The organism is Mycobacterium sp. NGS11 (genome assembly GCF_059813315.1).
This window is the reverse complement of sequence record NZ_JCALEJ010000013.1, coordinates 104,420-125,790: the sequence shown is the minus strand read 5'-3', so window position 1 is coordinate 125,790 and position 21,371 is coordinate 104,420. Positions and strand designations below refer to the sequence as shown.

Below are 21,371 nucleotides of genomic sequence, written 5' to 3'. Positions count from 1 at the left end.
GGTGCCCCTTCGCTCCGCGCTGCCCGCTGGCCATCGACGAATGCCGGCTCGAGGAGCCGGTATTGCTTTCCGTGGGGGCCGATCACCGGGCCGCCTGCATCCGCACCGACGAGGTCGACGGGCGCAGCGCCGCGGACATCTACGGGGTCAGCACCGAAGCCCGGCAAGCGGAACCCGCTGACACATCGGTCGTCGTCCGGGTGCGTGATCTGACAAAGACCTATCGGCTGACCAAAGGCGTGTTCCGCCGCAGCGCCGGTGCGGTTCACGCCGTCGACGGCGTCAGTTTCGAACTGCGGCAGGGCCGCACCCTGGGCATCGTCGGCGAATCCGGGTCGGGCAAGTCGACCACCCTGCACGAGATCTTGGAACTGGCCGGGCCGCAGTCGGGTTCGATCGAAGTCCTGGGCACCGATGTCACCGCGCTGAGCGCCTCGCGCAGGCGATCGCTGCGGCGCGACATCCAGGTCGTATTTCAGGACCCGGTCGCTTCGCTCGACCCACGGCTACCGGTGTTCGATCTGCTCGCGGAGCCCCTGCGGGCCAACGGTTTCGACAAGGGGTGTACCAAAGTGCGCGTCGCCGAACTGCTCGACATCGTGGGACTGCGTCGTGCCGACGCCGTCCGTTACCCCGCCGAATTCTCCGGCGGGCAAAAGCAGCGCATCGGCATCGCCCGCGCGCTGGCTTTGCAACCGAAGATCCTCGCACTCGACGAGCCGGTCTCCGCGCTCGACGTGTCCATTCAGGCGGGGATCATCAACCTGCTCCTGGACCTACAGGAGCGATTGGGTCTTTCCTATCTGTTTGTCTCCCACGATCTTTCGGTCGTCAAACACCTGGCGCACGACGTCGTCGTGATGTATGCCGGCGCGATCGTGGAGCAGGGCGACAGCCGCCGGGTCTTCGCCGACCCGCAACACGAATACACTCGGCGGCTGCTGAACGCGGTGCCGCAACCGGATCCGGGCAGACGTGCCTAGGCGGGCGGTTAAGGAGGGTGCGCGGGTCGCCGCGGTGCTTCTCGCGATGGCCCTTGCGCTCGCGGGCTGTTCGCCGGCCGTCAATTTGATTCCGGAGACCGGCCACAACGCGCAGATCGGCGCGACGAGCGACGTCAACCCGCGTGACCCCGCCACCCTGCGAGACGGCGGCGACCTGCGACTGGCGCTGACCGAATTTCCGCCGAACTTCAACGTCTTGCATATCGACGGCAACTCGGTCGACGTCTCCGCGATAATGAAGGCCACCCTGCCCCGGGCGTTCGTCATCGGGCCCGACGGCTCGACGACGGTCGACACCGACTACTTCACCAGCATCGAGCTCACCGGCATTGCGCCGCAGGTGGTTACGTACACGATCAACCCCAAGGCGGTGTGGTCCGACGGCACGCCGATCACCTGGGAGGACATCGCCAGCCAGATCCACGCCCTGAGCGGCGCCGACAAGGCGTTCGAGATCGCCGGGCCCAGCGGTGCCGACCGCGTCGCGTCGGTGACCCGCGGCGTCGACGACCGCCAGGCCGTCATGACGTTCGCCAAGCCCTACGCCGAATGGCGCGGCATGTTCGCCGGCAACGGAATGCTGCTGCCCAAGAGCGTGACCGCCACCGCAGAGGCGTTCAACAAGGGCCAACTGGAGGGCCCCGGCCCGTCGGCCGGCCCCTTCGTCGTCTCGTCACTGGATCGGACCACCCAGCGGATCGTGTTGAGCCGCAACCCGAAATGGTGGGGCGCGCGGCCCCGCCTGGACAGCATCACCTACCTGGTGCTGGACGATGCCGCGCGGCTGCCCGCCTTACAGAACAACACGATCGACGCCACCGGAGTCGGCACGATCGACCAGCTGACCATCGCGCAGCGCACCAAGGGAATCTCGATCCGGCGCGCGCCCGCCCCGGCCTGGTCGCACTTCACGTTCAACGGCGCCCCGGGTTCGATCCTGGCCGACAAGGCGCTGCGCGTCGCGGTGGCCAAGGGGATCGACCGGCAGACCATCGCCAAGGTCGTCCAGTACGGGCTCACCAGTGACCCTGTGGCACTGGGCAATCACATCTATGTCGCCGGGCAGCAGGGCTATCAGGACAACAGCTCGGTCCTGCCCTATGATCCGGCCGCGGCCGACCGAGAGCTTGACGCGCTGGGCTGGAAGCGGGTCGGGCAGTTCCGCGAGAAGGACGGCCGGCGGCTGGTCATCCGCGACTTGTTCTACGACGCCCAGGGCAGCCGACAGTTCGCCCAGATCGCCCAGCACAGCCTCGCCCAGATCGGTGTCAAGCTCGAACTCGTCTCCCGGTCGGGCAATGGCTTCTTCACCAACTACATTAACGTCGGCGATTTCGATATGGCCCAATTCGGTTGGCTCGGAGACGCTTTCCCGCTCTCGGCACTGACCCAGATCTACAAGTCCGACGGGGAGAGCAATTTCGGCAAGATCGGCAGCGCGCAGATCGACGCCGCCATCGAGAACACACTCGAAGAACTCGATCCGGCCAAGGCGCGTGCATTGGCTAACGATCTGGACAAGATGATCTGGGCGCAGGGATTCAGCCTTCCGCTGACCCAGTCGCCCGGTGATGTCGCGGTGCGCAGCTCGCTCGCCAATTTCGGCGCCGCCGGTCTCGCCGACCTCGACTACACCGCCATCGGTTTCACGCGGAGTTGAGCCGCCGCCGCAGGCGGTTCGGGATCGGCAGGGCGCCCTCGATGACCGCCGCCGCCCCGAGCGCCTTCCACAGCAGCTGCACCTCTGGCCGCGGCGGCAGCGCGTCCAACGCCGATGCCTGTGCCGCAAGACCATTGAGGTCACCTCGCCGAACCGCGTCGGCACTGGCCAGCGCCACGGGCTCACGGAAGTCCAGCGCGCTGTGTGCCATGTTCGGCAAGCTCAGCAGCACCGCATTGGGCAGCAGCGACGCGGCACGTTGCGCGACGGCCGGCGGGGTGATCAGGTCACGGCCTCCAGAGACCACCGCGGTGGGCCAGTCGAATTTCGGCATCTCGGCCGGCAGGTCATAGGGCTCGTCCTCGAAAGTCACCCGGTGCGTGCGTGCCCGGCTTTCGGCGACCGCGGGATCGAGTGGTAAGCCGTCGGGTTCGGCCGCATAGTCCAGCTCGCGAAACGCAATGCGGCTCACCAGATCCTCTTCGTACCGGAAAGGCAGGTTGCTCAGGGTGTTGAACCGGGACAGCGCCCACCACAGCAATTTTCGGCCATCGAGGAGTAGGTCGAGTTGCCGCTCGAGCAGGTCGGTTCCGCCATAGCCGTAGATCGTCGCGACGACCTGTGTTGCCGCCGCATCCATGGCGCCTGCGTCAACGAGTTTGCGCATTTTCGGTGCTACCGAAGCGGTTTCGGGGCTGTCGCCCTTCAGCAGCAACCGGCGGATCGCGCGGCGCACGATGACTATGTCGTGCCGCGACAGCAGCGGTGAATCAAGCACCATGCCGCGCACCCGGCGCGGATGCCGCACCCCCACCCCCGCCGCGATGTAGGTGCCGTAGGACGCCCCGTAGATGACGGCCGACTCGGCTTGGGCGTCGTCGAGCACCGCGACCACATCGTCGACCACCTGGTTCACGGTCATCGATTGCGGCGGCAGATCGCCGCCCGAATCGTCGTGGCGCGACATGCCCACCCCGCGGTGCTCGATCATGATGACGTCGAGACCGGACGCCGCGGCGCGCCGCCGCAGCCCTTTGTACATCTGCACCGAGGCGACTCCCGGCCCCCCGGGAATGATGACCAGCGGTTGGGCGGATTTGCGGCCCGCGCGAACGTAGTACAGATCGAACTCTTCGGCACTGTGCGGGGAGATCGGCCGGCGCACCGGCCGTACGCCCGGCAGTTCCGCCAGCTTCTCCTGTATCCGGCTGCGCTTCGCGTTCATCGTCATCAGCGTGGATCCACCATGAGCCCATTCTGCAGGCAAGGCGACAGCGCGCCGCACTGAATCGACCTGACCAGCGGCACCGGCCGGCGGGCGGCCACCACGGCTAAGCGCTGAGCACGATCCGGTGCGCGCCCTTGACACCGTCGTAGCGATCGGGGCTACAGGTGAGCACGATCACCTGCCCGTGGGTTCCCACGGTGTCGAACAGCTCCCCCATCTTGGTCAACCGGTCCGGGTCGGTGAAACCGAGCGCGTCGTCGACCACCACGGGGACGGCGTCCTCCTTGGCGACCAGGGCGGCGCCGGCCAGCCGCGCCAAGATGCCGAGCTGCTCCTTCGCGCCACCCGATAAGGATTCGTACGGCACCGTGATGCCATTCAGGGTGCGGCTGCGGATGCACAAGTCGCTATCGATGTCGACCTCGAAACTCGGGCCGAACACCGGGCGGCCGAGCCTCTGCAGTTCCGCGCGGTAGGGCTCGACGTAACGCTGCCTGGTGGTGTCGCGGTGGCGCGTCATGACCGAGCGCAGCAGCTGCGCAGCCCGCGCGCGGCCACCTACCTGGCTGTGTTCGGCGGCGGCGTGCTCGCGTTCGATCTGGGCGGCGTCGAGCTTGCCTTGGCGTCCCTCACCGCCGAACACCGAGAGTTCGATGGTGACCTCACGCAGCGCGCGGGCGGCTTCCTCGTAGCACTCGCGCACCGAGTCGGCTTCCCTCTTGGCATCGGCCAATTCGCGCGCGACCGCATCGGGCGCGGCCGCGGCCAGCGCGTCGGCGAGTTCGGTGACGCGTTGTCGCGCGGCCTCCGCCGCGGCCATCGCCGTAGCCGAAGAGGCCGCGAGCTCGTCGTCACCGGCCGAGGAGCGTTCGGCCGCCAGCCGCTCGGAAGCGGCGTCCAGCTCCGCGCGCTGAGTATCCAATGTGTTCTGTAGAACCGTTGCCCGCGTTGACAATTCAGCCAGACCGGCCGCGGCTGCGGTGGCGGCCTGGCGGTGGGCCTCGCATTCGCTCGATGCGCCCGCCTGGGCCTGCAGGAGCGCGGCGAGTTCGGCGCGGGCGGCGTCGATATCCGTGAGAACGGGTTCGGTCCCGGCGAGGTCGTCACGCAGCTGCACCAGCCGCGACCGCAGCGCGTCAACCTGTTCGTCACCGCACAGGCCGGCCAGCGTCGCGGCGAGCCGATCACGGGTGCTCTGCAGCTCGCGGCGACGCTGATCGGCGGATCGCGCCGCGGCGAGGTCGCTCACCTCACCGGCCGCCAGCGCCGCGGCCAATTCCTCTTGTGCCACAGCATGTTTGGTGTGCACGTCCAGCGTGGTCGCGCCCGGCGTGACTTTGGCGGTCAGGACGCCGGGAACCTCCACCGCGGTAGGCCCGGCGGCGGTTATCGACCAGCTTTGTCCGGCCCGCAGCGAGATCTCCCGGCCGCCGACGACCAGTTGAATGTCTGCTGCAGCGCTGAATTCGATGGCCGCCGAGGTGAGCGCCAGCTGGTCGCCGGTGCGGTCGACGGCGGCCGCGGCGTCCTCGATTCGTCGCAGCACCGCCTCCGTGACGGCGATGGTGCTGAGCTCGGCGCAGACCCGCACGCGATCCCGCTCGATGGCGTCGATCTTCGCTAACCGGGCGGTCAACCGGTCGGCCTCTTCGCGGTTGGCGAGCTGGTCGACCTTGCATCGCGCCGATTCGGTCCGGAGTTGCAGCTCGGCAAGGGCCTCGGTGGCCCGTTGCAGGGCGGCGCCGGCCGCTTCGGCCTCCGCATGGGCCGCGGCCTGGGCTTCGTCGGCTTCCCTCGCCTGCGTTTGCATTTCGGCCACGGCGCCGGCGCGCGCGTCGATTTCGGTGAGCAGTTGCCGGCGTGCGGTGTGGGCGCCGTTGGCCGCCGCCGCGGTGGCGGCACTGGCCTCGGCGACAAGCTCAGCTTCGCGCCGCTGCGCGGCCAGCGCCGCGATTTCGTCGGCGGCCCCCTGCGCGGCGGCAAGCCGCGGCGCGACGGCGATTTGGCGTTCCGAGAAGTCGGCCACCTGGTCGGTCAACACGGCATGGCGAGCTACCCGGTCGTCGACCTCGGCGACGGCGGCCGCACACTCGGCGACCGCGGCCTCGGCGTCGGCCAGCCGGGTGATCGCGGCCGCCCATTCGCCCGTCGGCCGTCCGGTCGGCGTGAAGTAGCGCGCGTACTCCGCATCGATGCGTTCGATGAGCAAAGGCTCGGTGCCGCAAAGCCCCCCGCTGTCTCCGGCGGCCACGTCAAGCGCTCGAGAGAGCGCGTCGCACCCGGACAAGTCCACCGCAGCCGTCGAGGCCGACTGCAGAACCCGCTGGGCGTGCCAGAGGTCGCTGTCAACCGTTTCGGCCAGCATCGCGCGGACCCGTTCGTGGGCTTCGTCGCCGGTCAGCTGTTCGCGGCACGGCCGGATTACCGTCAGCTCCGTCTCGCACTTCTTGTGAAAGCGCTTGCGGTATACGAAACGGTAAGGGCCGCAACTGATTTCTGCGGACACCTCCGAGCCCACATCGCTGTGGGTCGGCTTGACCTGCTTGACTTCCTTCTTCGTCGAGCGGTCACGTGCTTCCAGGAGCAGGTCCAGGGCTTCGATCATCGACGACTTGCCGATCTCGTTGGCGCCGCACACCACCACGACGCCGTGGTCGGGGAAGTCGATTTGGCGGTGCGCAATGCCGCGGTAGTTGGTCAGGGTCAGCCGGTGCAGCTTCACGCCACGCCCCGGTCGGTGAGACGCAGCAGTAACGCCAGCGCCGCCTGCGCGTCGACGGCGGTCGCGGAGTCCTCCTGGCGCGCCGTCGCCACTAACTCTTCGACCGCCGCGGCGGCGAAACCTCCGATGCCGAGATCGCTGAATTCGCCGTCGGCCGGCATCACCGCCAGCTGCGTGTGGCTGTCCCACGTGCGCAGGTGGGCGAACAGGCGCGCGTATTTGTCCAGGCAGGAATCGAGCGCGGCGCGGTCGGTGACCGTCAGTGAACCGGTCAGCGCCAGGCGAACCACCATCCGGTCCTTCTCGGTCATCAGGTCGAGGTTCATGTCGAGGTCGGCGATGTCGCGGCTGGTGTCGACCTGTCGGTGCATCGTGACGAACCGCCAGCTGCCAATGTGCCGCGGCGTGACGGCGACGGCCCGCTGGGGGTCGGCCTCGTCGATGTCGACGATCAGAACATGACCGGGATCCGATTCGACGTCGTCGAAGTTGGTGACTTCCGGGGAGCCGGAGTACCAAACCCGGCCGCTGTCGCCAACCTGGGTCAGTGAGTGCTTGTCCCCCAGCGCCACATAGTGCACCGCGCCGCGGCTCAGCGCGTCGTCGACCTTTGCCAGCCGGATCAGCGAGGGCTTGTCCCGATCGGGATCCAGGACGTCGACACCGCCGTGCGCGACGAGGATGCGGGTAACTGCGGCTGCGGGCAGGTCGTCGAGGACGTCGGCGACCAGGTCGGTGGTCGGCACCTTCGACCGCCACGGCGCGGCGACGATCTCCAGCCCGGGACGCACCTGATGCACGCCGGCCCGATCGAGCACAACGACGTTTTCGGGACGCTCGGCGGTGAACAGTGTGCTGGTGTACACCGATGAGGCGTCCAGGGGGTCGTGGTTGCCCGGCAACAGGTACACCGGAATTCCGATGGCGCGCATGGCTTCCAGCGACTGCCCGATCACCTTGGACGAAAGCTGATTGTGTTCGAAGACATCACCCGAAACCACGACGAACTCGGCGCCGACTTCGGCGGCCAGCGCGCCCAGACCGGCGACCGCGTCGCGGCGCGCCGCCGAATAGCGCGGCTGCGCGTCACCGGCGAGGAAGTGCCTGGTCATGCCCAGCTGCCAGTCGGCTGTGTGCAGAAATCGCATGCCCGCTTGACCCCCCTTCGAAGTGTGTGTTTACCAGGGCATCGCGAGTTTAGGTCTGCGCACCGACAAGACGCGGGACCTCGGTCGGCAGGTCTTGGTCAGAGAATCTCGCGAGATCGGCCTGGGCCTGTGCCGCGCGTCGAGCGGGGGCGGTCACGAATTCCAAATGAATTGCGCGAGTGTGAATCTATGGCGATTCGGGCCCGGCTTTTGTCGGTGGGCGTGGCTAGTTTGGCGGTGTGAGTGATCAGCAGGATGTCGACGCGGTGTTCGACGCGCTCGATGCCGCCTGGGATCGCGCCTGCGCGCTGAACCTCGACGCGCTCAACTCGCGCCAACTGCTGGCGGTGTTACAGCGCTGCGAACAGCAACGCCGGCGCATCCCGGCCGTCGAGCATCCACTGATCAATTCCCTGGCCCGCCAAGCCCCCTCCCTCGAGCTCGGCGGCACAGTGGCCCATGCCATCGCCGAGGCCACCCTGATCAGCCGCACCGAAGCCAACCGACGCATCAGCGAGGCACGCGACCTGGGCCCGCGCCACGGCCTGACCGGCGAACCGATCCCACCCGCCCTGGCCGCCACCGCCGCGGCCCAACGCGACGGCACGCTGGGCGCGGGCCAGGTGGCGGTGATCCGCACGTTCTACCACCGCCTGCCCGGCTGGGTGGACGCCGCCACCCGCGAGCAGGCCGAGGCGCGGTTGGCCAAGGAGGGCAGCCGGTTTCGGCCAGAACAACTGGCGGCGCTGGCCAAGACGCTCGCCGACTGCCTCAATCCCGACGGCACCTACCGCGACGAGGACCGGGCGCGTCAGCGCGGCCTGATGCTGGGCAACCAGCAAGCCGACGGCATGTCAGCGCTGCGCGGCTGGCTGACCCCCGAGGCCCGCGCCACCCTGGAAGCCGTCTTGGCCAAACTCGCCGCGCCGGGCATGTGCAACCCCCTCGACGACACCCCCTGCATCGACGGCGCACCCACCCAAGAGGCCATCGAACACGACCCGCGATCGGCGGCCCAGCGCAACCACGACGGACTCAACGCAGCACTGCGCGGCATCTTGGCATCCGGAGAACTCGGGCAGCACAACGGCTTACCGGCCTCCATCATCGTCACCACCACACTCCAAGAGCTCGAGGCCGCCGCCGGGCGCGGCCTGACCGGTGGCGGCACCCTCTTGCCGATGAGCGATGTGATCCGCCTGGCCCGCCACGCCCACCACTATTTGGCGGTCTTCGACAAGGGCAAGGCGCTGGCGCTGTATCACACCAAACGACTCGCTTCACCGGGCCAGCGAATCGTGTTGTACGCCAAGGACCGCGGCTGTAGCGCCCCCGGCTGCACCGTGCCCGGCTACTACAGCGAAGTCCACCACGTCACCGACTACGCCACCTGCCACACCACCGACATCAACGACCTCACCTTCGCCTGCGGACCCCATCACCGCCTCCTACGACCCGGCGGCTGGATGACCCGCAAAAACGCCAAAGGCGATACCCAATGGATTCCACCTCCGCACCTCGAACGGGGCCGACCCCGAACCAACACCTTCCACCATCCGGAAAAGCTGCTCGACGGCGATGGTGATGACAACGATGTGCCGCCGCACTGAATTACTCTGATTGCTCGTGACTGGCCAGCGCACCCTGCTGCTGATGCGGCATGCGAAGTCCGATTACCCGCCCGGCGTCGCCGACCACGATCGACCGTTGGCGCCCCGCGGCATCCGGCAGGCCGGACTGGCCGGCGACTGGCTGCGCGCGAACGCCCCCGCCATCGACGGCGTGTTGTGCTCCACTGCGACACGCACCCGCGAGACGTTACGGAACACCCGCATCGATGCGCCGGTGCGATACAGCGATCGCCTGTATGCGACCACGCCGGGCACGGTCATCGACGAGATCAACACGGTGGACGACGCCGTCGGCACGCTGCTGGTCATCGGGCACGAACCAACGATGTCGGCGCTGGCGCTGGGACTCGGTCATGCCGAAGGTACGAATTCCACTGCAGCCGAACGAATTACGGCCAAGTTTCCGACGTCGGCGATCGCGGTGCTCACCGTGCCGAGCGCGTGGAAAGCGTTGGAACTGGGCGTGGCGACGCTGATCGACTTCGCGGTTCCGCGCTGAGGTTCGAGGTGCCGCGCTGAGCCGCGATCAGGAGTTGGTGGCCAGCGTCAGCTCCATCAGCTTGATGGCCTGCCCGCACGCGTCGATGCCCGGCGCCTGCGGGTTGATCCACCATCCGACCACCCCGGCCGCGTCGCTGGCCACGCCGCACGCACCGTTCGCGTCGTCGGGCCGCATCACGATCGAGTCGATGCCGGCGATCGAACGCGTCTCGATCTTGTACTTCAAGAATTCGGCGACCTTGCGCTCGTTGGACAGGCTGCCCTGCTCGAACCAGAACCGGGTGATGTCGATCAGGCCTGCTGGGTTGGCCGCCTGCCAGCGACAGATCGCACCAACGAACGTGCTCTGAATGTCGAGCGGGTCCGCACCCACGGTCTTGGCCAGGATGTCACTGGTCAAGACCTCGCATTCCTTGAGCAGGTTCGGATACTGCTGCTGGGAGTTGTTGTTGCGGGGCATATTGCCACCCGCCTTGACCGCGTTGCCGCCAATCGAGCGGGAACAGCCGGTCAACACCAGCAACGCGGCGATCACTACCGCCGCGGCAATGCGGGCGGTCCTTCCGCTGCGCGATTCGGCGCGCATCGCGCCCATCATTTCGAGTTCGCAATCGATTGACGGGCCAATTCTTTCGCGATGTCGCACGGCGGCGGGAACGGCTTCTGGCTGAAACTGATTGACCATTCAATAAAGTCGTCTTGGAACTGAATGCCGACCTCGCACAGCGAGTCGCCCAGGTTGGGCTCGTTGCCGACAGCGATGAAACCGCCGTGGCCGTTGATGTTGATGTCATCGACGCTGGCACGCGAGAGTTCCTCGGTCTTGCGTTCGCGTCCGATGGGGCTACCGCGATACCAGGAGAAGGAGAAGTGCGGCCCGAGGATGCCGCCGCCCGCGAGCCACTGGCACCCGACGGAGTTGCGGGCGGTGTTGATCAGTCCGCTGACCTTGGTGAGCTCCGCTACGGTCTGGTCGCTGATGCCGCCGCATTGCGGGAACATCGCACCATGGCTGCCCTGGCCGTTCTGCGGCGTCGACGACGCCGTCGCCCCCGGTTTGTTGCCGCCAGAATCCGAGCAGCCGGCGAGCGCGGAGATCAGGATCGTCAATGCTGACGCCACAAGAGCCAGCGCCCTCGTGTCACGCCGCACCGCTACCCTGCTTCCGTTCCACCCGCTGCTGGTCCACACGATGCACTGTAGCGGCAGCCCAGCGGGTCAACCACCGACGCGCCTGAGCAGGTAATTCGAAGCCGCCAACAAGTGTGGCGCGGACTTCGACGGTCCGGCGGTTGGCCGGGACGCCCGGGCGGACGGTATGCGACAGTTACCCAATGCTCCTGGCACTGCTGCGCCAGTACATCCAGCCGTATCGCCGGCTGGTAGCGGTGCTGATGGCGCTGCAGCTGATCAGCAACCTCGCGTCGCTGTATCTGCCGACGGTCAACGCCGCCATCATCGACCAGGGCGTTGCGAAGGGCGACACCGCCACGATCGTCCGGCTCGGCATGGTGATGCTCGGGGTCACCGCGTTGCAGGTGTTGTGCTCGGTCGGAGCGGTCTATTTCGGCTCGCGCACCGGGATGGGCTTCGGACGCGACCTGCGGGCCGCGGTGTTCGAACACGTCACCACCTTTTCCGAGCCCGAGACCGCCCGATTCGGAGCTCCGACGCTGCTGACGCGCAGCACCAACGACGTGCGGCAGATCCAATACCTGGTCCAGATCACCGGCACGGTGCTGGTGACGGCTCCGATCATGTGCCTCGGCGGGATCTTCATGGCCGTCCGCCAGGAGGCGGCGCTGACGTGGCTGCTGTTGGTCAGCGTGCCGATCATGGCGGTCGCCAACTACCTGGTGATGTCGCGCATGCTGCCCCTGTTGCGCCGCATGCAGGGCCTGATCGACGGCATCAACCGGGTGATGCGCGACCAGCTGGCCGGCGTCCGGGTGGTCCGGGCGTTCGCCCGCGAAGATTTCGAGCGTGACCGCTTCGCTCGCGCCAACACCGCGTTGTCGACGACCGCCCTGACGGCGGGCAACTTGCAGGCGTTGATGCTGCCCGTCACGACACTGACGATCAACGTGTCCAGCGTCGCGCTGATCTGGTTCGGCGGGTTGCGAATCGACCGCGGCCAGATGCAGGTCGGCTCATTGACCGCCTTCCTGGCCTACTTCACCCAGATCCTGATGGCGGTGTTGATGGCGACGATGACGCTGGTGGTGTTGCCGCGGGCCGCCGTCTGCGCCGAGCGGATCACCGAGGTACTTGCCACATCCCCCGCCGTCACCGATCCCCCGAATCCGCGATCCCCGCGCGGCGCGATCACCGGAACGGTGCGTTTGGCCGGCGCGACGTTCACCTATCCTGGCGCCGATCGGCCAGTGCTGCAGGGCATTTCCCTGACCGCGCTGCCCGGCACCACCACCGCCATCGTCGGCAGCACCGGCTCGGGCAAGTCGACGCTGGTCTCGCTGATCTGCCGGCTCTACGACGTCACCGGCGGAGCCGTCACGGTCGACGGCATCGACGTCCGCGATTACCGGACCGAGCGGTTGTGGTCGGCGATCGGGCTGGTGCCCCAGCGCGGCTACCTGTTTGCCGGCACGGTTGCCGACAACCTGCGCTACGGCGCCGTACCGCACCAGCAAGTCACCGACGAACAGATGTGGGAAGCGTTGCGGGTAGCCGCCGCAGACGATTTCGTGCGAGCCCACGATGACGGGCTACACATGCGCGTGGCGCAAGGCGGCATCAACTTCTCTGGCGGGCAGCGGCAACGGCTCGCGATCGCCCGGGCGGTGATCCGCCGCCCGGCGATCTACTTATTCGACGACTCGTTCGCCGCGCTCGACGCGCGTACCGACGCCCGTGTCCGCGCCTCGCTGCAGGAGGCTGCCGGCAATGCCACCATCATCGTTGTCACCCAACGTATCTCCATCGCGGCGAAAGTCGACCAGGTGATCGTGATCGACAAAGGGAACCTGGTGGGCGCGGGCACGCACGAATCACTGCTGACCGACTGCACTACTTACGCCGAATTCGCCGACTCGCAGTCGGTCGGTGCCGTGCGCTCGGGCCAAGCCGGGGGCACGCCGTGACCCGCGCGGCAGCCAGTCGGGCCGCACCCGCCACCCGTTCGCGTGACTTCTGGGGCTCGTCCGCGCGCCTGGTGAAACAACTTGCGCCGCAACGGCGGCTGTGCGTCGCGGTGATCACGTTGGGAATCACCGGCACGGCGATCGGGGTGGTCGTCCCGCGAATCCTGGGGCATGCCACCGATTTGCTGTTCAACGGCGTCATCGGGCGTCAGCTCCCGGCCGGAATCACCAAGGCGCAGGCCGTCGCCGCCGCACGCAGCCGAGGCGCCAACACTTTCGCCGACTTGTTGTCGGGAATGAACGTGGTGCCCGGCCACGGCGTGGACTTCGGTGCTGTCGCCCGGACCCTGGCGCTGGCTCTGGGCCTTTATCTTGTTTCCGCGGTGCTGATTTGGGCGCAGGCCCGGCTGCTCAACGTCACCGTGCAGCGCACCATGGTGGCGCTGCGTGCCGATGTCGAGGACAAGATTCACCGGTTGCCGCTGTCCTATTTCGACGGACGTCAGCGTGGTGAAGTGCTGAGCCGCGTCACCAACGACATCGACAACATCCAATCGTCGTTGTCGATGACGATCAGCCAGCTGCTGACAGCGGTGCTGACCGTGGTGGCGGTGCTGGCGATGATGCTCTCCATCTCGCCGCTGCTGGTGGTGATCACGGTGTTGACGGTGCCGTTGTCATTGTTGGCGACGCGGGCGATCGCGCGACGTTCCCAACGGCTGTTCGTCGCACAGTGGACCAGCATCGGCCGCCTCAACGCCCACATCGAGGAGACCTACAGCGGTTTCACCGTGGTCACCACGTTCGGCCACCAGGCCGCGGCGCGCGAGCAATTCCGCGCCCTCAACGAAGACGTCTACGACGCGAGCTTCGGCGCTCAATTCTTCTCCGGGCTGGTGGGGCCGGCGACGACATTCATCGGCAACCTCGGCTACGTCGCCGTCGCCGTGGTGGGCGGTCTGCAGGTCGCCACGGGCCAGATCACCCTGGGCAACATCCAGGCGTTCATTCAGTATGTGCGGCAATTCAATTCACCCCTGAACCAGTTGGCCGGGATGTACAACACCCTGCAATCCGGGGCCGCCAGCGCCGAACGCGTCTTCACGCTGCTCGACGAACCCGAGGAATCCCCGGCGCCCCTCGCCCAACCGGGCCCGGCGAGCACCCCGCAGCCGGGTGGCCGCGTGGAATTCGTCCACGTGAGCTTCGCCTACCGCCCGGGCACCCCGGTGATCGAGGACCTGTCCTTGGTCGCCGAACCTGGCAGCACGGTGGCGATCGTCGGTCCGACTGGGGCGGGCAAGACCACGCTGGTGAACCTGCTGATGCGGTTCTACGACGTCGACGCGGGCCAGATCCTGCTCGACGGTGTCGACATCACCACGATGGACCGCCAGTCGTTGCGGTCGCGAATCGGCATGGTGCTCCAAGACACCTGGCTTTTCGAAGGGACGATCGCGGAGAACATCGCCTACGGTCGCCCCGACGCCGGCGAGGACGAGGTTCTCGACGCCGCCAAGGCCGCCTACGTCGACCGTTTTGTGCGAACGTTACCGGCCGGCTATGAGACCCGAATCAGCGGCGACGGCGGCAACATCAGCGCCGGGGAAAAGCAACTGATCACCATCGCGCGGGCATTTCTCGCGCGGCCGCAATTGTTGATCCTCGACGAGGCAACCAGTTCGGTCGATACCCGCACCGAGGCGCTTATCCAGCACGCGATGTGTGAGCTGCGTCGTGATCGCACGAGTTTCCTCATCGCGCACCGGCTTTCGACGATCCGCGATGCCGACCGGATCTTGGTGGTCGAGGCCGGCCGGATTGTCGAACAGGGCAATCACGCCGAGCTGCTGGCGCGCCACGGCGCGTACTACGCGATGACTCAGGCGTAACGCCGCGCGTCGGCGGGCGCCCGGAGAAAAGCAAATGATAAGCGGTCGCGATCGCTACCGAGAAGTTATTGAGAAGACACCACGGAACAAACGAAACCCTGGGATCGTCCTACTCGGTAACGCACTTGAAAGGGGTGGCAGCAATGTTCTCCCGCCGCATCATCACAATGGCCAGCACCGCCATCGGCACCGCCGCCATCGGGCTTGGGGCCGTCGGCATGGCCGGCACCGCAGCAGCGATGTCAGTTCAGACCGCCGATCAGGCGTTCCTGGGCCAGATGCAAAGCCTCGGCGTCACTTTCCCGTCGACGCAAGCCGCCGTGCGAGCGGGCCACCAGGTGTGCACCGAACTGGCCGCCGGACAGACCCCGACCGCCGTCACCGTCCAGATCTTCCGCCACACCAACCTGACTCCCCCGCAGGCGGCCGGCCTGGTGGCCGCGGCGACCAACGCCTACTGCCCGCAATTCTCCGGCCAGCCCGCCTAGGCGATCAACAGGCACTGGAGCAAACTCGCGCTTCACGCTGCGTCAGAACACATTTCAGCACGGTGGTTTGCCGGGATCGTCAACGAATCCGCGCACTTGGCGTCACAATCACACAAGTGACCTCATGGCATCCGACGCCGCGTACTGGGAAAGGCTGGTAAGCGCGATGGCGGACGAACGTCTCGACTTCGGCCTGCTCGGACCGTTACAGATGAGCGTTGACGGTGCTGTGGTGCCGTTGGGCACGCCCAAACAGCGGGCGGTGCTGGCCATGCTGCTGATCAACCGCAACAGCCCGGTCGGCGTCGACCGGCTCATCACCGCGCTCTGGGACGAGTCGCCGCCGTCGGGCGCGCGAGCCAGCATTCACTCGTACGTGTCCAACCTGCGCAAGCTGCTGACCGGCGCCGGCGTCGACTCGCGCACGGTGTTGTTCGCGGCGCCGCCGGGTTATCGGCTCAATATCCCCAATGACGCCTGCGATCTCGACCGCTTCACCGCCGAAAAGACCGCCGGCGTGCACGCGATAGCCGCGGGCCGCTTCGAGCAGGCCAGCCGGCACCTGTCGGCCGCCCTGGCCGAATGGCGCGGCCCGGTGCTCGCCGACCTGGAAGACTTCCGTTTCGTCAACGCCTTCACCACTTCCCTCATCGAGGAGAAGGTGCTGGCCCACACGGCGCAAGCCGAGGCCGAAATCGCCTGCGGACGCGCCGCTACCGTGATCGCCGAATTGGAAGCCCTGACGGCAGAACATCCTTACCGCGAGCAGCTGTGGGCTCAGTTGATGACCGCCTACTACCTCACCGATCGCCAATCCGATGCGCTGGCGGCCTACCGCCGCGTGCAGAAGTCGCTTGCCGATGACCTCGGAATCGACCCGGGCCAGAATTTGCGGACCCTCAATGACCGGATCCTGCGCCAAGAACCGCTGGACGCCAAGAAGAACGCCATGACGACCGCGGCCGTCGAGATCACCGTGCTCGAGCAATACACGTCAGACAACAAAGCCGTCGCTTATCTGCACGAGCCGTCCGGCCGCCGGTATCCGCTGCACGGGTCGACAACGATTGGGCGGCTTGGCGACAACGACATCGTCCTGGACTCCCCCAAGGTGAGTCGCCACCACGCCGTCATCGTCGATACCGGAACCGGTTACATCATCGACGACCTGCGGTCCTCCAACGGCGTGCACGTGCAGGACCAACGAATCCGCTCGGCCGCGACCTTGCAAGACGGCGACCGCGTCCGCATCTGCGACCGCGTGTTCACCTTCCAGATCGCCGCTGACAACGGCGACGAGGGATAGCCCCCGGCAAGCCGACCCGCGCTGACACGAGCGGCAATTGTTCCCGTTATCGTGCGGTGGGACGCCTGCGCGCTTACCGTCATGATTGCTCAGTCACGGTTGCGATCATGTGTCGGTCCGCAAAGTCTCGGATGAGACCGGCGGGCCAGGGGTTGGGTTGGAAGGATGAGGAATGAGTGACGAGCAGTCCTCACGGGCGGGGTCGATGTTCGGCCCTTACCACCTAAAGCGGCTGCTGGGCCGCGGTGGCATGGGTGAGGTCTACGAGGCCGAACACACCGTCAAGGAGTGGACGGTTGCGGTCAAACTTCTCTCCGAAAGCTTCAGCAGAGACCCGGTGTTTCGCGAGCGGTTGAAGCGCGAAGCCCGCACCGCCGGTCGTTTGCAGGAACCGCACGTGGTGCCGGTGCACGACTACGGCGAGATCGACGGCCAGATGTTTCTGGAGATGCGCTTGGTCGAGGGCACCGACCTGGACAGCGTGCTCAAACGCTTCGGCCCGCTGACCCCACCCCGCGCGGTCGCCATCATCACCCAGATCGCCTCCGCGCTCGACGCCGCCCACGCCGCCGGGGTGATGCACCGCGACATCAAACCGCAGAACATTCTGGTCACCCGCGACGACTTCGCCTACCTGGTCGACTTCGGCATCGCCAGCGCCACCACCGACGAGAAGCTCACGCAGCTCGGCACCGCGGTCGGCACCTGGAAATACATGGCGCCAGAACGGTTTTCCGACGCAGAAGTCACCTACCGTGCCGACATCTACGCACTGGCCTGCGTGCTGTTCGAGTGCTTGACCGGATCCCCGCCCTATCGGGCCGACAGCGCGGGCGTCCTGGTCTCCGCCCACATGATGGACCCCATCCCCGCGCCCAGCGAGCAGCGCCCGGGCGTCCCCAAGGCCTTCGACGCGGTGATCGCCCGCGGCATGGCCAAAAAGCCTGAGGACCGCTACGCCAGCGCGGGCGACTTGGCCCTGGCCGCCAAGGAAGCGCTCAGCAACCCCGATCAAGACCGCGCCGCCACCATCTTGCGCCGCAGCCAGGAAGCCGCACTGCCCACCGCGGAATTCCCCGGCGCGCAGGCCCACGCCGCCGCGGCGCCTCCGCCGGCGTACCAGCCCACGTTCAACACACCGCCGCCATCGCCATTCGATCCGCCGTCGGCGGCCACTTCCGGTCCGATACCGTCGCAGAGCGCTCAATCGTGGACCCCCACCAGCGGCCCGATCCCGTCGGCCGGACAGCCCGCGCCGCCCTACTACCAAGGCGGCAATGCCAATTGGGGCGGCCCGCCACAGTTCACCAGCTCGACGCCCTGGGGTCAGCCCGCGCCCAAGCCGCACCGCAATGTCTGGCCCATCGTTGCGGCCGTCGCCGTGGTGCTCGTGGTCATCGCGAGTGGGGTGGGTATCTGGCTGGTGGTTCGGCCCAAACCGGAACCACCCCAGGCCGCGCCGCTGGGTCCCGAACGCCTCAGCGGACTGCTGCTCAGCCCCGCCGATGTCAACACCGTGATGGGCTCGTCATCGATGCAGCCGGGCAAACCGATCACGTCGACGGATACCTCCTCGGTGACGGTGTCCGTGCCCGACTGCCAGGGCGCGCTCTACACCACCCAGGATCCGGTCTATGCGGGCACCGGTTACTCGGCGGTGAGCGGACTGGTGTCTTCGGAGGCGGGCGATAACTACGATCACTGGGTCAACCAGGCCGTCGTGTTGTTCCCGTCCGCCGATAAGGCCAAAAGCTTCGTCGAGAACTCCGCGGAGAAATGGAAGGGCTGCGCCGGAAAAACGGTGACCGTCACCAACAAGAACAAGACCTATCGGTGGACGTTCGCCCAGGTTCAGGGCGCCCCACCGAAAATAACCCTGATGGACACCCAGGAGGCCGCGGACGGCTGGGAGTGCCAGCGCGCGCTCAGCGTGGCCAACAACGTGGTCGTCGACATCAACGCGTGCGGGTACCACATCAGCGACCAGGGCGGCCAGATCGCCGACAAGATCGTCACCAAGATCGACGCCGAGAAGCCGGAAGGCTGACCGGCCGCGCCGCTACGGCGGCGGCTCGGTCACGACTGAAGGTCAGGCCCCTGCGCGCGGAGGTCGTCGACCGCCGACATCGCGTCGCGCAATTTGGCCAGCCACTCGTCGGCGTGTTCACCGACCAGTTTCACCGACCACGCGAGGGCGTCGGCGCGGGAGCGGGCCACACCGGCATCGACCAACGTGTCCAGCACCTGGCGTTCGGGCTGCTTCAGCCGCGTCATGACCGGAACGGCGATGTGGGTGAACAGAATTCGCTCGGTGCCCGTCTTGGAGCCGACCTCCACACCCCAGGAAACCTTGCGACCGTATCGATCTTGCGCTTCGTCGGCGATGTGCATTCGCTCGGACCGGGTGTCCTCGCGGAACCGTGAAGCTCGCCCGGCCGCACGGGCCTCGCTCGCTTCGCTTTCGGTGCTCGCCGGATCCGGGAGCTTCCCGATGACGGTGATTTCTTCGCGGTCCACGACCACCGTGGGGTCGCCGTCGAACCAACCATCCGGAAGACGTCCGGCGAACCATTCCGCGGCGTCGCTGGCGTCGGGCTGCTGGGCTTGCTGCCAGCCCCCGGGCCGGCCGTAGCGCCTATGTGCGTGATGAGCTTTCATGATTACATGATTACACCGTTACAACGTTAGGGAAACAGCGTTTCACCGGCGGCGAACAACGGACCAGAGAAGCAGCCGCCTCGGGCGGTTCGCTTCCCGGTCAAGGGGCGTCCCGAGGACAGAAGCCGACCGGGGAAACCCGTTGATCTGGGCTGTTCGACGGCGTAAATTTGGGTGGCGAAGCAGGCCCGGAAGCGACCAATTCGAAGTGCCGGAACACGGGGTAGGAATCCGGCCGCGTAGGACACGCGTAAGACGGAGTCAGACGCCCCCTAGAGTCGCGCCGGGCCTGCCCATGTGTGGACGCCGTTGGCCGGCTGGACAGCGTCTCGTCAGTCGCCGTTGCCCCGCCGGACGCGAAAGAGTTTCACCTCGTTCTTGATGCCCTTGAGGTGACGGGCGCCGGCGAACGACGCGGAGAACTGACCGTTGTCGCCGATGTCGTCCCAGACCGAATCCGCGACCAGGACGGTGCCTGGGCGCGCCACATTGGTGACGCGGCTTGCCACGTTGACCGGACTGCCGAACCAGTCTCCGGCCCGGCTCACCGCCATGCCGGAGGCCAACCCCGCTCGCAATCGGGGAAAGTCGTTGTCGGTGTCGACGGCTTCGACGAGTTTGAGGATGACGTCGAGCAACGGCAGCGGATCGGGGCAGACGAACATCACCGCATCACCGATGGTCTTGATGAAGCGCACGGGAGGCACGGTCATGTCCCGCGCGAGGATCGCCAGCCGATTGGCCAGGTGCCCAAGCTCCTCGGGCGACACCGCCTCGCCGATCTTCGTGAAGCCGACCAGGTCCGCGAACGCGACGGTGATCTGGCGGGCTCCGGGAAGTGGCTTACCGGCCGCGCGCTCGGCGGCATTGACCGCCTCGGTCTCCATCATGTGCCGCAACTGCATGAACAACATGTGCTCGATCATCGGGCCCAGCAGGGGCGCGATCTCGGTCACCAAAGCCTTTGAACCCTTGGCGATTTCGAGCTCGCTGGCACCAGGCCGCATGATCGCCGAAAGCGCCGTGTACCGCATGACCTCAGCCGCCCGCGACAGGCCCTCGGCCAGCACCCGGACTACCAGAACCAGCTGTTCGGGATCCAGTCCCAGCTCCACGAACCGTTGGGTGAAGGCGGCGGCTTGACCGTCGGCGCGCATGTGGACCGCGGCGTCGGGGTCGTCCACGCGGACCAGGCCGATTGCGCGTTGCACGCGTTGCAAGAGCCCAAGGTCGATGCCGTGGGACTCGCTGATCTCGCGGGTGGACACGTAGGTGCCGTCGTCGCCGATGAGGTGGCGCGTGGCCAGCAGCAGGGGCGGATTCGTCGCGCGGATCTCGTCGGCGGTCACGCCCTGCTCTAACAGCCATTTCACAAGCTCGGCCCGTTCGGTGCGTGCGCTCCCCTCGAGTCCCTCCAGCAGTTCGTCGATATTGTCGTCGGCCCCGTCCTGCACTTCGCAAACGTACAACGCGGGCAAGCGATGATGTGAGGTGATGAGCACACCGCTGCTGCGGGGGTTCCCGCCGGTCGTCGATGAGCGCGCCAGGACGCTGATCCTGGGTTCGTTTCCCAGCGCGCAATCACTGGCGGCGGGCCAGTACTACGCCAATCCCCGCAATGCGTTCTGGGCGATCACCGGTGAACTGTTCGGCTTCGACGCGACCGCACCCTACGACAGACGGGTGGCGGCCCTGCAGTCCCATGGTGTCGCGCTTTGGGATGTGCTTCACGCGTGCCGGCGGGTCGGCAGCGCGGACTCGGCGATCGAGCCAAAGAGTTTGACCATCAACGATTTTGATGAGTTGTTCGCGCAGCATCCGACCATTACGACGGTGTACTTCAACGGAGCCAAGGCCGCCGGCCTATTCGCTCGGCTGGCGGAGGCGCCCGATCGGATCCGGTATGAGCGCCTGCCGTCGACCAGCCCGGCCAACGCGATGCGGTCGGGTGCCAAGCTGGCGGCCTGGCGCGTGATCGCGAGCGCGGCGCAGCCGGGCGAAGCGGGTCACCGCCCATAGACCCAGCGCGTGA

15 protein-coding genes and 1 pseudogene are annotated in these 21,371 nt (G+C 67.0%); 9 read left to right on the top strand and 7 right to left on the bottom strand.

The features are described 5' to 3' along the window. Positions 1 to 2,664 (top strand): annotated as a pseudogene (locus tag AC5Y4T_RS16535) (ABC transporter substrate-binding protein); the annotation flags it as partial. Here the strand turns inward: AC5Y4T_RS16535 and AC5Y4T_RS16530 are convergent. The 3 genes from AC5Y4T_RS16530 to AC5Y4T_RS16520 all read right to left on the bottom strand — a co-directional run bounded on the left by AC5Y4T_RS16530 (position 2,651) and on the right by AC5Y4T_RS16520 (position 7,762). Next, on the bottom strand, positions 2,651 to 3,895 hold the full coding sequence (locus AC5Y4T_RS16530) for an alpha/beta hydrolase (RefSeq protein WP_499921185.1): 1,245 nt from the start codon (positions 3,893 to 3,895) through the stop codon (positions 2,651 to 2,653). The pseudogene AC5Y4T_RS16535 and the gene AC5Y4T_RS16530 sit on opposite strands and share 14 nt — an antisense overlap. 100 nt (positions 3,896 to 3,995) lie before the next feature. Next, on the bottom strand, positions 3,996 to 6,614 hold the full coding sequence (locus AC5Y4T_RS16525) for an AAA family ATPase (protein ID WP_499921182.1): 2,619 nt from the start codon (positions 6,612 to 6,614) through the stop codon (positions 3,996 to 3,998). Continuing rightward, the gene (locus AC5Y4T_RS16520; protein ID WP_499921180.1) at positions 6,611 to 7,762 is read right to left on the bottom strand and encodes a metallophosphoesterase family protein; all 1,152 of its coding nucleotides are present in this window, start codon (positions 7,760 to 7,762) and stop codon (positions 6,611 to 6,613) included. The genes AC5Y4T_RS16525 and AC5Y4T_RS16520 overlap by 4 nt, the downstream gene beginning before the upstream one ends. Positions 7,763 to 8,001: 239 nt before the next feature. Here AC5Y4T_RS16520 and AC5Y4T_RS16515 point away from each other — a divergent pair, with 239 nt between their 5' ends. Beyond that, entirely contained in the window at positions 8,002 to 9,372 is a 1,371-nt protein-coding gene (locus tag AC5Y4T_RS16515) for an HNH endonuclease signature motif containing protein (protein ID WP_499921179.1), read from the top strand. 16 nt (positions 9,373 to 9,388) lie between these two features. Further along, positions 9,389 to 9,892, top strand: coding sequence for a SixA phosphatase family protein (locus AC5Y4T_RS16510; protein WP_499921177.1), 504 nt, complete (start codon positions 9,389 to 9,391; stop codon positions 9,890 to 9,892). A 27-nt stretch (positions 9,893 to 9,919) separates the two neighbouring features. Here the strand turns inward: AC5Y4T_RS16510 and AC5Y4T_RS16505 are convergent, their stop codons facing one another. Next, complete coding sequence (locus tag AC5Y4T_RS16505) at positions 9,920 to 10,480, bottom strand: DUF3558 domain-containing protein (protein ID WP_499921175.1); 561 nt, start codon at positions 10,478 to 10,480, stop codon at positions 9,920 to 9,922. Between the two features lie 8 nt (positions 10,481 to 10,488). Next, positions 10,489 to 11,046 carry a DUF3558 domain-containing protein gene (locus AC5Y4T_RS16500; protein ID WP_499921173.1) on the bottom strand — a complete coding sequence of 186 codons (558 nt, stop codon included), beginning with the start codon at positions 11,044 to 11,046 and terminating at the stop codon, positions 10,489 to 10,491. Between the two features lie 182 nt (positions 11,047 to 11,228). On the opposite strand from AC5Y4T_RS16500, the gene AC5Y4T_RS16495 reads away from it, so the two are divergent. From AC5Y4T_RS16495 to AC5Y4T_RS16475, 5 genes are all read left to right on the top strand, one after another. Further along, a complete protein-coding gene (locus AC5Y4T_RS16495; protein ID WP_499921171.1) occupies positions 11,229 to 12,995 on the top strand; it encodes an ABC transporter ATP-binding protein in 1,767 nt (588 codons plus the stop codon). After that, complete coding sequence (locus tag AC5Y4T_RS16490) at positions 12,992 to 14,887, top strand: ABC transporter ATP-binding protein (protein ID WP_499921169.1); 1,896 nt, start codon at positions 12,992 to 12,994, stop codon at positions 14,885 to 14,887. Before AC5Y4T_RS16495 ends, AC5Y4T_RS16490 begins: the two co-directional genes overlap by 4 nt. 143 nt (positions 14,888 to 15,030) lie before the next feature. Beyond that, on the top strand, positions 15,031 to 15,375 hold the full coding sequence (locus AC5Y4T_RS16485) for a DUF732 domain-containing protein (RefSeq protein WP_499921167.1): 345 nt from the start codon (positions 15,031 to 15,033) through the stop codon (positions 15,373 to 15,375). 124 nt (positions 15,376 to 15,499) lie between these two features. Beyond that, complete coding sequence (locus AC5Y4T_RS16480; protein ID WP_499921165.1) at positions 15,500 to 16,681, top strand: BTAD domain-containing putative transcriptional regulator; 1,182 nt, start codon at positions 15,500 to 15,502, stop codon at positions 16,679 to 16,681. 172 nt (positions 16,682 to 16,853) lie between these two features. Continuing rightward, entirely contained in the window at positions 16,854 to 18,728 is a 1,875-nt protein-coding gene (locus AC5Y4T_RS16475) for a serine/threonine-protein kinase PknH/PknJ (RefSeq protein WP_499921163.1), read from the top strand. Between the two features lie 29 nt (positions 18,729 to 18,757). On the opposite strand, the gene abmR is transcribed toward AC5Y4T_RS16475, so the two are convergent. Then, positions 18,758 to 19,339: an ATP-binding transcription factor AbmR gene (abmR, locus tag AC5Y4T_RS16470; protein WP_499921161.1), complete on the bottom strand. Its 582-nt coding sequence runs from the start codon at positions 19,337 to 19,339 to the stop codon at positions 18,758 to 18,760. A 332-nt stretch (positions 19,340 to 19,671) separates the two neighbouring features. Further along, positions 19,672 to 20,793 carry an adenylate/guanylate cyclase domain-containing protein gene (locus AC5Y4T_RS16465; protein WP_499921159.1) on the bottom strand — a complete coding sequence of 374 codons (1,122 nt, stop codon included), beginning with the start codon at positions 20,791 to 20,793 and terminating at the stop codon, positions 19,672 to 19,674. Positions 20,794 to 20,833: 40 nt separating this feature from the next. Here AC5Y4T_RS16465 and AC5Y4T_RS16460 point away from each other — a divergent pair, with 40 nt between their 5' ends. Continuing rightward, entirely contained in the window at positions 20,834 to 21,358 is a 525-nt protein-coding gene (locus AC5Y4T_RS16460) for a DNA-deoxyinosine glycosylase (RefSeq protein ID WP_499921157.1), read from the top strand. The last annotated feature ends 13 nt before the right edge of the window (positions 21,359 to 21,371 follow it).